Here is a 14272-nt window from a genome sequence, read left to right as displayed (position 1 = left end):
GAACGTCTTGTCTGGCCATAATTGCGCGTAGTTTACCGTAGCGGGGCGTGTCTGACATCTGATTAGCCCCTGCGGATGTGCGCCAATGCATATAATTTTAACGGCTATTCGCTTTTTGCTCAATCTATACGCAAAGAAGTTTAGATGTCCAGATGTATTGACGTCCATTGTGACAATGATTACTCTGGTGCCTGACTTTTCACCGATTCAGCCCAGGAACTGCCCAACATGACGCGTAAACAGGCCACCATCGCAGTGCGTAGCGGTTTAAATGACGACGAACAGTACGGTTGCGTTGTCCCGCCGATTCACCTTTCCAGTACCTACAACTTCACCGGCTTTAATGAACCTCGTGCCCATGACTATTCCCGTCGCGGCAACCCGACGCGTGATGTCGTGCAGCGCGCACTGGCGGAGCTGGAAGGCGGCGCGGGTGCCGTGCTGACCAACACCGGTATGTCGGCCATTCTGCTGGTGACCACCGTGTTCCTGAAGCCTGGTGATGTGCTGGTGGCACCACATGACTGCTACGGCGGCAGCTATCGCTTATTTGATAGCCTGGCGAAACGCGGGTGCTATCGCGTGCTGTTTGTCGATCAGAATGATGAACAGGCGCTGAATGCGGCATTGGCTGAAAAACCGAAGTTGGTATTGGTCGAAAGCCCAAGTAATCCGTTGCTGCGGGTGGTGGATATTGCGAAAATCTGCTCGCTGGCTCGTGAAGCGGGTGCGGTAAGCGTGGTGGATAACACTTTCCTGAGCCCGGCGTTGCAAAACCCGCTGGCGCTGGGCGCCGACCTGGTGCTGCATTCGTGCACCAAATACCTGAATGGCCACTCTGACGTGGTGGCGGGCGTGGTGATTGCCAAAGATCCGGCCCTTGTCACCGAACTGGCATGGTGGGCGAATAATATCGGCGTCACCGGCGGTGCATTCGATAGTTACCTGTTGCTACGTGGTTTGCGTACGCTCTCTCCGCGTATGGAAGTGGCGCAGCGCAATGCTCAGGCGATTGTCGACTATCTGAAAGCCCAGCCGTTGGTGAAAAAACTGTATCATCCGTCCCTGCCGGAAAATCAGGGGCATGAGATTGCTGCGCGTCAGCAAAAAGGTTTTGGCGCAATGTTAAGCTTTGAACTGGACGGGGATGAGCAGACGTTGCGTCGTTTTCTGAGCGGATTGTCGCTGTTTACGCTGGCCGAATCGCTGGGGGGCGTAGAAAGTCTGATTTCGCATGCCGCGACGATGACGCATGCAGGTATGTCGCCTGAAGCACGTGCGGCGGCTGGGATTTCAGAAACGCTTCTGCGTATTTCGACCGGTATTGAAGATGGTGAAGATTTAATTGCCGACCTGGAAAATGGCTTCCGGGCAGCAAACGAGGAATAAACATGAGTGTGAATGCGCAGGCAGGGGCGAAGGGTCGTCAGCTGCACAAATTTGGTGGGAGTAGTTTAGCGGATGCGAAATGTTACCTGCGCGTCGCGGGGATCATGACGGAATACTCGCAGGCGGGTGACATGATGGTTGTCTCCGCCGCGGGTAGCACCACCAACCAGCTGATTAGCTGGCTGAAACTCAGCCAGACCGATCGCCTTTCTGCGCATCAGGTGCAGCAGTCGCTGCGCCGTTATCACATGGAGCTGATCGCCAGCCTGCTGCCAGCAGACGCTGCCGATACGCTGATCGCCACTTTTATTCACGATCTCGAGCGTCTTGCCGGCTTGCTTGACAGCGGCGTGACCGATGCGGTCTACGCCGAAGTGGTTGGTCACGGGGAAGTCTGGTCCGCACGCCTGATGGCGGCAGTCCTGAACCACTTAGGGCAGGAGGCGGCCTGGCTCGATGCCCGCAGCTTCCTGCGTGCCGAACGCGCCGCCCAGCCGCAGGTGGATGAAGGCTTGTCCTATCCGCTGTTGCAGCAACTGATGGCGCAGCACCCGAACAAACGCCTGGTGGTGACCGGTTTTATCTCGCGTAACAACGCGGGAGAGACGGTTCTGCTGGGACGCAACGGCTCCGACTATTCCGCGACCCAGATTGGCGCGCTGGCCGGGGCTTCGCGCGTCACGATCTGGAGCGACGTGGCCGGGGTCTACAGTGCCGACCCGCGTAAGGTAAAAGATGCCTGCCTGTTGCCGCTGCTGCGCCTGGATGAAGCCAGCGAGCTGGCACGTCTGGCCGCGCCAGTACTGCATGCCCGTACTCTGCAGCCGGTCTCCGGTAGCGATATCGATCTGCAATTGCGCTGTAGCTATAACCCTGAACAGGGCTCAACGCGTATTGAACGTGTGCTGGCCTCCGGTACCGGCGCACGTATTGTGACCAGCCACGATGATGTGTGCCTGATTGAGTTCCAGGTGCCTGGGGGCCAGGATTTCAAGCTGGCGCATAAAGAGCTGGATCTTATCTTTAAACGCGCACAGCTGCGCCCGCTGGCGGTCGGTGTTCATGCCGACCGTAAGCTGCTGCAGTTCTGCTATACCTCGGAAGTCGCCGACAGCGCGCTGCGCCTGCTCGACGAAGCCGGTCTCCCGGGCGAGCTGCGTCTGCGTCAGAAACTGGCGCTGGTGGCTATGGTGGGGGCTGGCGTCAGCCGTAACCCACTGCACTGTCACCGTTTCTGGCAGCAGCTGAAAGGGCAGCCGGTTGAGTTTACCTGGCAGTCCGAAGAGGGTATCAGCCTGGTCGCGGTGCTGCGTGCTGGCCCGACGGAAAGCCTGATTCAGGGTCTGCACCAGTCGCTGTTCCGCGCAGAGAAACGCATTGGCCTGGTGCTGTTTGGCAAAGGCAACATTGGTTCGCGCTGGCTGGAGCTGTTCGCTCGCGAACAAACCACGCTTTCCGCGCGCACCGGTTTTGAATTTATTCTCGCCGGGGTGGTGGACAGCCGCCGCAGCTTGCTGAACTACGAGGGCCTGGATGCCAGCCGCGCATTGGCCTTCTTCAACGACGAGGCTGTCGCTCAGGATGAAGAGTCGCTGTTCTTGTGGATGCGCGCCCACCCATACGATGATTTAGTGGTGCTGGACGTAACCGCCAGCGAGCAACTGGCCGATCAATACCTGGATTTCGCCAGCCATGGCTTCCATGTGATCAGCGCGAATAAACTGGCGGGTGCCAGTAGCAGCGATAAATACCGTCAGATCCACGATGCGTTTGAGAAAACCGGTCGTCACTGGCTGTACAACGCCACCGTAGGCGCAGGCCTGCCTGTGAACCACACGGTGCGCGATCTGATTGATAGCGGCGATACCATCCTGGCGCTGAGCGGCATTTTCTCCGGTACGCTCTCCTGGCTGTTCCTGCAGTTTGATGGCACCGTGCCGTTCACCGACCTGGTCGATCAGGCGTGGCAGCAAGGGCTGACGGAGCCGGATCCGCGCGTTGACCTGGCGGGGAAAGACGTTATGCGTAAGCTGGTGATCCTCGCGCGTGAGGCGGGGTATGACATCGAGCCAGATCAGGTTCGTGTGGAATCGCTGGTGCCTGCGCACTGCGAAGAGGGCTCTGTCGATCACTTCTTCGAGAATGGTGAAGAGCTGAACGAGCAGATGCTGCAGCGTCTGGAAGCGGCCCGTGAAATGGGGCTGGTTCTGCGCTATGTGGCGCGTTTTGATGCCAACGGCAAAGCACGAGTTGGCGTGGAAGCGGTACGTGAGGAGCACCCTCTGGCGGCGCTGCTGCCGTGCGACAACGTGTTTGCGATCGAGAGCCGCTGGTACCGCGATAACCCGCTGGTGATCCGCGGCCCGGGTGCCGGCCGCGATGTGACCGCTGGCGCCATTCAGTCGGACATCAACCGTCTGGCGCAGTTGCTGTAATTCAACTCTGCCACGAGACCAGGCGTTGCTCTGGTCTCGTGGTATCAGCGTGCAGCGAACACCTCTTTGGCGGCAAACAGGCCATTCAGCGCTGCGGGGAACCCCGCATATACCGCCATCTGCATGATCACTTCGAGAATTTCTTCCTGTGATAAACCCACGTGTAACCCGGCAGCAATGTGTACTTTGAGCTGTGGGGCGGCGTTGCCCAGCGCGGTGAGCGCGGCAATGGTGGCGATTTCACGGCTGCGCAAATCCAGCCCCGGACGGGCGTAGATATCGCCGAACGGGAACTCAATCAGATAGCGGGCAAAGTCCGGGGCGATAGCCTGCAGGCTGGCCACGACGGCATCGCCGCCCTTACCATCAACGCGCTGCAGCATCTCAAGGCCGGTAGTATAACGTTCTGATGTCATGATCTTTCCTCATAGTGATAATGTGCTGTAAGGAGAGTAGAGGCATCAGGAAGCGTTGAGTAATACCCTTTTCGTGATACCTTTCCGGTATGACAAATTCGCGCTTATCTACTCTGGACATGCGGCTGCTGCGTTATTTCGCGGTGGTGGCGGAAGAGAACAACATCAGTCGGGCAGCGCAGCGGTTGTTTATTTCACAGCCGCCGCTGAGCCGGCATATCCGCCAGCTGGAAATGCTGCTGGGGGTGACGCTGTTTGTCCGTCACACCAAAGGACTGATACTGACCGCAGAAGGTGAGCGGGTGCTGGAGACGATCCGGCCGTTGCTGGCGCTGCAGGAGCAGACGTTGAGCGCGTTAAGCCAGCTCTCCCGCGACCGTCAGCAGCCGTTACGACTGGGGCTGACCACCGCGTTTGAACAGGGGATCTTTGCGCCGCTGGAATCGGCCCTGAGCGGTCACGTCAGCGCCCTGCACCTCAGCCGACACGCTTCACCGGCCCTCGCTCAACAGGTGCGCAGAGGCAAGCTGAACGCCGCGCTGGTAGCGCTGCCGCTGGATGCCGACGGCTTAACGTTTTCGCCGCTGCCCTATGATGAACCGCTGATTGCGGCGTTGCCGGCTTCATGGCCGCAAGCCACCATGGCCCAACTTACCTTAAACGCCCTGAACCATCGACCGCTGTTCTGGTTCAAGCGGGAGCGTAATCCGGCGTTTTTTGACCAGACCCGGCGCATCTTTGAACGTGCTGACTTTACCCCAACCTACGTTGAAGAGCCTGCCGAGCATGATGTCCTGCTGGCGCGTATTGCGCGTGGCGAAGGGATGATTCTGCTGCCCGCCTCATTTGCGGCTATTCAGCGTCAGGGGGTGGTGTTCCAGACGCTGGAGGATGCCCGTTTGCATCTGATGCTGGGATTATTAACCCGGCCGGAAGATGACGCATTGCGCGATTGGCTCCTGCCGTTAATTGAAGAATCATTAACTTAGCGTCGGGCGACATGAATTAATCTCATCTTCACTGAATATTCCTCACTGTTTACGCTGATTTTTCTATTGACGCCTGCCCGCTTTTCCGTCATTTTTACATCTGGACGTCTAAACGTATAGAAGTTCGCAACACAACAAACAATAAAATGCGATTGATGAGGTAAGGTATGAGCTTTTTTCACGCCAATCAGCGGGAAGCGCTGAATCAGAGCCTGGCAGAAGTGCAGGGCCAGATTAATGTGTCTTTTGAATTCTTCCCGCCGCGCACCAGTGAAATGGAGCAAACCCTGTGGAAGTCCATCGATCGTTTAAGCAGCCTGAAGCCGAAGTTTGTGTCGGTGACCTACGGTGCGAACTCCGGCGAGCGCGACCGTACCCACAGCATCATCAAAGGCATTAAAGAGCGTACTGGTCTGGAAGCGGCACCGCATCTGACCTGTATTGACGCCAGCCGCGACGAGCTGCGCGCCATCGCCCAGGACTACTGGAACAACGGCATTCGTCATATTGTCGCCCTGCGTGGTGATTTACCGCCGGGTAGCGGCAAGCCGGATATGTACGCCGCCGATCTGGTGACGCTGCTTAAAGAGGTGGGCGATTTTGATATCTCCGTGGCGGCCTATCCTGAAGTGCACCCCGAGGCCAAAAGCGCGCAGGCGGATCTGCTGAATCTGAAGCGTAAGGTCGATGCGGGCGCCAACCGGGCAATCACCCAGTTTTTCTTCGACGTTGAAAGCTATCTGCGCTTTCGCGATCGCTGCGTGTCGGCCGGCATTGATGTCGAAATTATTCCCGGGATCCTGCCGGTCTCTAACTTCAAACAGGCGAAGAAGTTTGCCGACATGACCAACGTGCGCATCCCTACCTGGATGTCGAAAATGTTTGAAGGCCTGGATAACGATGCGGAAACTCGCCAGCTGGTCGGGGCGAACATCGCCATGGACATGGTGAAGATTTTAAGCCGGGAAGGAGTGAAGGATTTCCACTTCTACACGCTGAACCGTGCTGAGATGAGCTACGCGATTTGCCACACGCTGGGCGTTCGCCCGGCGGTATAAAACGATGGCCCTCAATGAGGGCCATGTTGTTTTTTATTCCCACTCATGCAGAAAACGTTGGCCGTACTGATCGGCGACCAACAGCGCGGCGTAGACCTGATCGGCCGTCGCGCCGCCAGGCATATTGTGGATAGTTTCGCCCTCTGCGCAGGCGGCTTCCGCCACGGCGCGCATCTTGGCCGGAATCTCCCCTTTAATATTCAACTGCGCCAGGGTGATCGGCAGGCCGACGCTGTGGCACAGAGCGGCAACGGTTTCGATCTCTTCCACCGGGGCATTTTCCAGCACCAGCTGGGTCAGCGTACCGAAAGCGACTTTTTCACCGTGATAGAAATGGTGGGCATCCGCCAGCACCGTCAGCCCGTTATGGATGGCGTGCGCCGCGGCCAGACCGCCGCTTTCAAAGCCCACGCCGCTCAGATAGGTGTTGGCTTCAATCACTTTCTCCAGCGCCGGCGTGACGACATGTTGCTCCGCCGCCAGCATCGCTTTTTCGCCTTCCTCAATCAGCGTGTTGTAGCACAGCTCGGCCAACGCCAGCGCGGCCTGAGTGCATTGACCTCCCGCCATGGTCGTGGCGCCGCTGCGTGAACAGGCGCGTGCTTCAAACCAGGTCGCCAACGCATCGCCGATGCCGGCTGCCAGCAGGCGCGGTGGCGCACCGGCAACGATTTGCGTATCGACAATTACCATATTCGGGTTGCGTGGCAGCATCAGATAGCTGTCAAACTCCCCTTCATCGGTATAGAGAACCGAGAGGGCGCTACAGGGGGCATCCGTTGAGGCAATGGTCGGGGCAATCACCACCGGAAGCTGCATAAAGTGAGCCAATGCTTTTGCGGTATCCAGCGTTTTGCCACCGCCGATACCCAGCACGGCATGACAGTTGGCTGAACTGGCAATGTCCTGCAAACGGTTGATTTCATTGCGTGAGCATTCGCCGCCAAACGGGACAATTTCGGCCACCAGGCCGGCGTCTGTCAGGCTTTTACGCAGTTTTTCTTCGGCAAAACCCAGTACAAACTTGTCGCCCACAATCAGCCAGCGTTCGGCCAGTGGTTTGAGGTATTCGCCAAGGCGGGTGATGGCGTTCGCGCCCTGAATGTATTTGCCCGGGGATTGAATAATGTGATCCATTTCTTTTCCTCCTGGATGATCGTGGCGCCGCCCTTTGTCGGCGCGCCGATCGGGTTACAGGTTCAGATTTCCAAAAGCGTTATTCCAGTCTTGCTCAAACTTCTCTATGGCTGACTCTACCGCAGGGGTGCCAAGCATTTGTTGCGCTACGTCTAAAGGAAGGGTGATAGCTTCGCAGCCCGCTAACAGACAATCCAGCGCCTGACGTGGGGTTTTAAAGCTGGCGGCCAGCACTTTGCTCTCTGGCGCATGGAGCTCCAGCATGGATTGCAGTTCCTGCACCATGCGGATGCCGTCACCGCCCTGGGCATCAACGCGATTGACGTAAGGGGCAACATATTTTGCGCCCGCCAGCGCGGCCAGCAGCCCCTGGGAGGCGCTATAGACCGCGGTGCCCAGAGTCGGGATACCTTCTTTCTTCAGCAGCTTGATCGCGGCGAGGCCCTCGGCGGTAACCGGGATCTTAACCACGATTCCCGGAACGGCATTGCTCAGGCGTTTGGCTTCCGCCACCATGCCTTCGGCATCGCGGCTCATGGTCTGGGCAAACAGCGTTCCCTCTGGCCCGACGGCTTTTTGCAGGCGCGGGAGTACCTCCCAGACCGGCGTTTTGCCGGCGGCGATAATGCTGGGGTTGGTGGTGACGCCAGCCAGGGGATAGATGCGCGCCAGGCGTTCAACTTCTGCTACGTTTGCGGTGTCCAGATAGAGTTCCATAGCCTTTCCTCGATGCTCAATTTAGTGATGTTGAGATAAGGATACGGCTTCTCACCGGCGGGTCGCCAGATGACAAATTTGCCAAAAACTGGATAAATGTACGCATTACGGTTAAGGATGATTTAGATCACATTTCTCCCGTGATACCTGATGCGCCTGGGCAGGTTAATCAGCGAAATATGAAGAAATACTTACAAAAATCTAGTTTTACGGGGTTTCTTTTTCTGTCAGTTGGCTGTGGTACTGGCGGCGATACTCGGAGGGTGAGCGTTCGGTATTTTTACGAAACAGGCGGCAGAAATAGTTGCTGTCAGCAAAGCCGCAGGCGTGGGCGACATCTTTGACCTTCATGTCATGACCCTTTAGCAGCATCCTGGCTTGTTCCAGCCGGACGTGATTCAGGTACTCGTTAAACCCCATTGGCCCGCATTTCTGGAACAGGTGGGAGAGATAGTTTGGCGAGAGATAAAATTCCTGCGCGACCGCTTCGCGGGTTAACGGCTCGGCAAAGTGGGCCTCGATATACTGACGGATCGCCTCAAACAGCGCCTGGCTGCGGGACGCGGTTTGTACCTGGCTGCCGAGCAGATCGGCGCAGTGGCTCAGCAGGCTGATAACAATGCAGCGCGTCGTGCGCTGTTCCTGGGGTTGCATCAGCATCTCGTTGAGTGCCTGTAGCAGGAAGGAGCCGGTACGAGGGCCGCGGCGCGGAACCTGCAGCTTTTCCTCAACCTGCAGATGGCTACCGTCCCAGCGTTGCAGAGTAAACACCAGCTGCTGTTTGCCAAACATGATGCTCAGGGTGCGACAGGGAGAGCTCCACTGAGGAAAATGCCATCCTCCGGCGGGGATATACAGCGCGTCATACCGGGAAAGTATGGGCGGATCGGCCTTTACACCAGGATCGTACAGCTGGCCTTCAAGCATGATTTCAAGACGTGAAAAATCAGCCTTCTGTACTTCATCGGCAAGCGGACGGTGGGTGCTGGCAAAGCGGATCTGCCGGATCGCCGCCGGACCGGTGATTAACGCGTCGATGAGTTGATTGAGATCGGTATCCATACTTGCTCCATACAAGGCGCCTCGTATTTATCATACCGGACAGAGCTGAAAGGGTAAAAGCCGGCGCAGGATGGCGGGACAACGATGTTGCATGATATGTGTGATATGTTATATCGTAACATATCGTTGCAAGCGTTAACTCAGGAGAATGTAATGACCACAAAGATGTCTGCCCTTGCGTTGGGCGTTGGCCTGCTATTGGCCAGCGCTCAGACCTTTGCTCACGGCAATCATAGCCATGGACCCGCGTTAACCGAGGCGGAGATAAAAGCAAGCGAGGGCATTTTTGCCGATGGGGATGTGAAGGATCGCTCGCTAAGCGATTGGGACGGGATCTGGCAGTCAGTGAACCCTTATCTGCTCAATGGCGATTTGGATCCGGTGCTGGAGCAAAAAGCCAAAAAAGCGGGCGATAAGAGCGTAGCCGAGTATCGGGAATATTATAAGAAAGGCTATGCCACCGATGTTGACCTGATTGGGATTGAGGACAACGTGATGGAGTTCCACATTGGCAAAACGGTCAATACCTGCCAGTACGCCTATGCCGGCAAGAAGATCCTGACCTATGCCTCCGGTAAGAAGGGCGTGCGCTATCTGTTTGAATGCCAGCAGGCTGATTCAAAAGCGCCGAAATTTGTGCAGTTCAGCGATCATATTATCGGTCCGCGCAAATCGCAGCACTTCCACATCTTTATGGGCAATGAATCACAGGAGGCGCTGCTGAAAGAGATGGATAACTGGCCGACCTATTATCCGTATGCCCTGCACAAAGAACAGATCGTCGACGAGATGCTGCACCATTAATGCAAAAAGCCAGTTAATAAAAAACCCCGGTCGCGCGATGCTGGCCGGGGTTTTTGTTGCCCGGATAAGGCGTAAACGGCGCTATCCGGGGCTGGTTTGCGGCGAGATTAGCCGGTGTTACGCATACCGGCAGCAACGCCGGCGATGGTGACCATCAGCGCCTGTTCGACGCGCGGGTCCGGCTCTTTGCCTTCTTCTTCCGCCAGACGCGAACGGTGCAGCAGTTCTGCCTGCAGAACGTTCAGCGGGTCAGTATAGATGTTACGCAGCTGGATAGACTCGGCGATCCACGGCAGGTCGGCCATCAGGTGGGAATCGTTCGCAATATCCAGTACCACGTTGATCCCGGTAGAGAGCAGCTCGCGCAGTTCTGCACCCAGCTTCCACAGCTCCGGAGTCACCAGACGCTGATCGTAATATTCCGCCAGCCACAGGTCAGCTTTCGAGAACACCATTTCCAGCATGCCGAGACGGGTAGAGAAGAACGGCCAGTCGCGACACATAGTTTCGAGCTCGCTCTGTTTGCCATCTTCCACCACTTTCTGCAGCGCGGTACCTGCACCAAGCCAGGCCGGTAGCATCAGACGGTTTTGCGTCCAGGCGAAAATCCACGGAATGGCGCGCAGAGACTCGACGCCACCGGTCGCACGGCGTTTTGCCGGACGGGAACCCAGCGGCAGTTTACCCAGCTCCTGCTCCGGCGTTGCGGAACGGAAGTACGGGACGAAGTCTTTATTTTCACGCACATAGCCACGGTACATCGTGCAGGAGATGTCAGACAGCTCGGCCATGATATGGCGCCATTCCGGTTTTGGTTCCGGCGGTGGCAGCAGGTTGGCTTCCAGCACCGCGCTGGTATACAGCGACAGGCTGCTGATGGTGACTTCAGGCAGGCCGTATTTAAAGCGAATCATCTCGCCCTGTTCGGTCACGCGCAGGCCACCTTTCAGGCTGCCTGGAGGCTGAGACAGCAGCGCGGCGTGTGCCGGTGCGCCGCCACGACCGATGGAACCGCCGCGGCCGTGGAACAGCGTCAGTTCAATCCCGGCTTTTTCGCAGGTTTTGATCAACGCGTCCTGCGCCTGATACTGCGCCCACGATGCTGCCATGACGCCGGCATCTTTAGCGGAGTCAGAGTAGCCAATCATGACCATCTGTTTGCCCTGAATAAAGCCGCGATACCAGTCGATATTCAGCAACTGGGTCATAACGTCATTGGCGTTATTCAGGTCGTCCAGGGTTTCAAACAATGGCGCGACCGGCAGGGCGAAGCCAATACCGGACTCTTTCAGCAGTAGATGCACGGCCAGTACGTCGGACGGGGTCTTCGCCATTGAGATCACATACGCGGCGATGGATCCGTACGGCGCCTCGGCGATCACTTTACAGGTGTCGAGGACTTCACGGGTTTCGTTACTTGGCTCCCACTGACGTGGCAGCAGCGGACGTTTGGAATTCAGTTCGCGGATCAGGAACGCCTGTTTGTCGGCTTCTGACCAGCTTTCGTAATCGCCGATACCCAGATAGCGGGTCATTTCGCCCAGCGCTTCGGTATGACGGGTGCTTTCCTGACGAATGTCGATACGCACCAGCGGCACGCCAAAAGATTTCACGCGGCGCAGTGTATCCAGCAGCTCGCCGTTGGCGATGATGCCCATGCCGCAAGACTGCAGCGACTTATAGCAGGCGTAAAGCGGTTCCCACAGTTGTTCGTTCTGGGTAATCAGGCCTGCCGGCTTCGGCAGTTTCTGCCCCTTCAGGCGGGCTTCCAGCCAGGTCTGAGTTTCCATCAGCTGGGTACGCAGCTTTTTCATCAGATAGCGATACGGTTCCTGTGCCCCTTCCGCGCCGGCCAGTTCGCGCAGTTCGTCGGTACATTCAACCATCGACAGTTCAGAGATCAGCAGCTGAATATCTTTCAGGAACAGGTCGGTCGCCTTCCAGCGGCTCAGCAGCAGCACGTGACGGGTAATATCGGCGGTGACATTCGGGTTACCGTCGCGATCGCCGCCCATCCAGGAGGTGAAACGCACCGGGACGAAGTCTACCGGCAACTGATAGCCGAGGTTCTCTTCCAGCTGTTCGTTCAGCTCGCGCAGGTAGTTTGGTACCCCTTCCCACAGGCTGTTTTCAACAACGGCAAAACCCCATTTTGCTTCATCAACCGGCGTCGGGCGGTATTTACGGATTTCATCCGTATGCCAGGACTGGGCAATCAGCTGGCGCAGTCGGCGCATCAGCTGGTGATGCTCGTAGTCAGCGATATCTTTGTTATCAAGCTGCTTCAGGCAGTTGTTCACTTCCACCATTTTGTGGATCAGCGTACGGCGGGTGATCTCGGTGGGGTGAGCGGTAAGCACCAGCTCCAGAGACAGGGACTCCACCGCTTTCTTAATGGTCTCTTCGTTGAGATGAGGTTGGTCTTTGAGCTTTCTCAGGGTGCGGGCAATCACTTCCGGGTTGCTGGCCGCTTCACCGTTCGGTGAAATGCTGTGGTATTGCTCTGCGGTATTCGCCAGATTCAGAAACTGGCTGAAAGCACGGGCCACCGGCAGCAGCTCGTCATTGGACAAGTTTTGCAGCGTGGTCAGCAATTCCTGGCGGTTGGCTTCATTGCCGGCGCGAGAAGACTTGGACAATTTACGGATAGTTTCGACACGATCAAGAATGTTCTCTCCCAGTGCATCCTTGATGGTATCGCCTAGCACCTTACCGAGCATACTGACATTACTACGCAAAGCGGAATATTGTTCGTTCATGTTACCCCAGACACCCCATCTCATTTTATTTTGTTATATCCGGCGCTCTGCAACAGTGAGCATCGGATAAGCAGCCGTCTTTTATAAAGCCACGTAAAAACCCCCACGTCAATTGTTGCGAAATCGCTTCAGCAAACGAATAAATGACGGCAATTTGCGAAATTTAACTCAGAGGTCGCCTGATAAGCATTACTTATGGAAATGTGACCAGAATCACCGTCCCGCCCTGGTAAAAGCGGCGGGAACGGACTGCCTTTAATGCCAGCAGAAATGATGGACAACCTGGGTAATTAACTCCCGGGTCGGCTTAATAAACCGGGTTTCCAGGTATTCATCCGGCTGGTGCGCCTGGTTGATGGAGCCTGGGCCTAATACTAACGTCGGACACAACGTCTGGATAAACGGTGCCTCGGTGCAGTAGTTCACCACTTCGGTTTGTGCGCCGAGCAGCTTTTCCACGACCTGAACCAGACGATGGTCCGGCGGACATTCGTAGCCGGGAATCGGCGGATGCAGTTCGGATACCGTCAGGCGGCCCGGCCAGCGTTCGCTTACCGGCGCCAGCGCTTCATCCAGCAGTCCGTTAAGATCGTTGAGCGTCATGCCCGGCAGCGGGCGAATATCCATATGCAGCTCGCAGCAGGCGCAGATGCGGTTTGAGGCATCGCCGCCGTGAATCGCGCCGAGGTTAAGCGTCGGATACGGCACGGTAAATGCGGCGTAGTGATAACGCTCTTTTAAGTCGTCGCGTAGCTGCATGATGCGGCCGATGGCATCGTACATCAGCTCAATGGCATTCACGCCGCGCGCCGGATCGCTGGAGTGGCCGGACTGGCCCTGGATTCGAATCGCGTTGGACATATGGCCTTTATGCGCTCGCACCGGTTGCAGAGAAGTGGGTTCACCGATGATGGCGCAGTCCGGACGCAACTGGGTGGTTTCGGCAAAGTAGCGGGCGCCGGCCATACTGGTCTCTTCATCGGCGGTGGCCAGGATGTAGAGTGGCTTTTTCAGCGTGCTGACATCGACATCGCGCAGGGCATCAAGGATAAAGGCGAAAAAGCCTTTCATGTCGGCAGTGCCGAGACCGTACAGTTTGTTGTCGTGCTCGGTCAGGGAGAAAGGATCGCGGGTCCAGCGGCCGTCATCAAACGGCACGGTGTCTGTATGCCCGGCGAGCAGCAGGCCGCCAGCGCCGTGGCCGGTACTGGCCAGCAGATTGAATTTATTGCGCGTCTCCGGCACCGGCTGGACTTCAACATTGAAGCCAATATCGCGGAACCAGCCAGCGAGTAAATTGATTAAAGTCTCATTACTTTGGTCCAGTGCTTCTTCGGTTGCACTGATGGAAGGTGTGGCGATCAATGCGCGGTAAATCTCGATAAAGGGCGGTAAATTGTTTTTCATTGTTGACACACCTCGGGTCATGATAGTATCAATATTCATGCATTATTTGTGAATAAAAATACATTATCGTTGAGCGTAAGAAAACCCATAAAATGCAGG

11 protein-coding genes are annotated in these 14272 nt (G+C 56.7%); 5 read left to right on the top strand and 6 right to left on the bottom strand.

Features of this window, described 5'->3' with window-relative positions; genetic code table 11:
• Positions 1–228 precede the first annotated feature (228 nt).
• Positions 229–1389, top strand: coding sequence for a cystathionine gamma-synthase (metB, locus tag ACMYSN_RS14305; protein ID WP_174510280.1), 1161 nt, complete (start codon positions 229–231; stop codon positions 1387–1389).
• A gap of 2 nt (positions 1390–1391) precedes the next feature.
• The gene (locus tag ACMYSN_RS14300; protein WP_462495264.1) at positions 1392–3824 is read left to right on the top strand and encodes a bifunctional aspartate kinase/homoserine dehydrogenase II; all 2433 of its coding nucleotides are present in this window, start codon (positions 1392–1394) and stop codon (positions 3822–3824) included.
• Between the two features lie 44 nt (positions 3825–3868).
• Here ACMYSN_RS14300 and ACMYSN_RS14295 read toward each other — a convergent pair whose 3' ends face one another.
• Positions 3869–4240: a carboxymuconolactone decarboxylase family protein gene (locus ACMYSN_RS14295; RefSeq protein ID WP_123758003.1), complete on the bottom strand. Its 372-nt coding sequence runs from the start codon at positions 4238–4240 to the stop codon at positions 3869–3871.
• Positions 4241–4329: 89 nt separating this feature from the next.
• Between ACMYSN_RS14295 and ACMYSN_RS14290 the strand changes: the two genes are divergently transcribed.
• Complete coding sequence (locus tag ACMYSN_RS14290) at positions 4330–5229, top strand: LysR family transcriptional regulator (RefSeq protein ID WP_462495263.1); 900 nt, start codon at positions 4330–4332, stop codon at positions 5227–5229.
• 167 nt (positions 5230–5396) lie between these two features.
• Positions 5397–6287 carry a methylenetetrahydrofolate reductase gene (metF, locus tag ACMYSN_RS14285; protein ID WP_123758001.1) on the top strand — a complete coding sequence of 297 codons (891 nt, stop codon included), beginning with the start codon at positions 5397–5399 and terminating at the stop codon, positions 6285–6287.
• Positions 6288–6320: 33 nt separating this feature from the next.
• Here metF and gldA read toward each other — a convergent pair whose 3' ends face one another.
• The 3 genes from gldA to ACMYSN_RS14270 form a co-directional block, all read right to left on the bottom strand.
• Positions 6321–7424, bottom strand: coding sequence for a glycerol dehydrogenase (gene gldA, locus ACMYSN_RS14280; RefSeq protein WP_462495262.1), 1104 nt, complete (start codon positions 7422–7424; stop codon positions 6321–6323).
• 54 nt (positions 7425–7478) lie between these two features.
• The gene (gene fsa / locus ACMYSN_RS14275; RefSeq protein WP_462495261.1) at positions 7479–8141 is read right to left on the bottom strand and encodes a fructose-6-phosphate aldolase; all 663 of its coding nucleotides are present in this window, start codon (positions 8139–8141) and stop codon (positions 7479–7481) included.
• A 207-nt stretch (positions 8142–8348) separates the two neighbouring features.
• A complete protein-coding gene (locus ACMYSN_RS14270) occupies positions 8349–9203 on the bottom strand; it encodes a helix-turn-helix transcriptional regulator (RefSeq protein WP_462495260.1) in 855 nt (284 codons plus the stop codon).
• Between the two features lie 153 nt (positions 9204–9356).
• Between ACMYSN_RS14270 and zinT the strand changes: the two genes are divergently transcribed.
• Entirely contained in the window at positions 9357–10007 is a 651-nt protein-coding gene (zinT, locus tag ACMYSN_RS14265; protein ID WP_462495259.1) for a metal-binding protein ZinT, read from the top strand.
• 107 nt (positions 10008–10114) lie between these two features.
• Here zinT and ppc read toward each other — a convergent pair whose 3' ends face one another.
• A complete protein-coding gene (ppc, locus tag ACMYSN_RS14260; protein ID WP_462495258.1) occupies positions 10115–12766 on the bottom strand; it encodes a phosphoenolpyruvate carboxylase in 2652 nt (883 codons plus the stop codon).
• 255 nt (positions 12767–13021) lie between these two features.
• Complete coding sequence (gene argE, locus ACMYSN_RS14255) at positions 13022–14173, bottom strand: acetylornithine deacetylase (protein WP_462495257.1); 1152 nt, start codon at positions 14171–14173, stop codon at positions 13022–13024.
• Between the last annotated feature and the right edge of the window lie 99 nt (positions 14174–14272).

The organism is Klebsiella sp. R445 (assembly GCF_051131755.1).
GTDB classification, from domain to species: domain Bacteria; phylum Pseudomonadota; class Gammaproteobacteria; order Enterobacterales; family Enterobacteriaceae; genus Klebsiella; species Klebsiella lignicola.
This window is presented reverse-complemented; position numbering and strand designations above follow the sequence as displayed.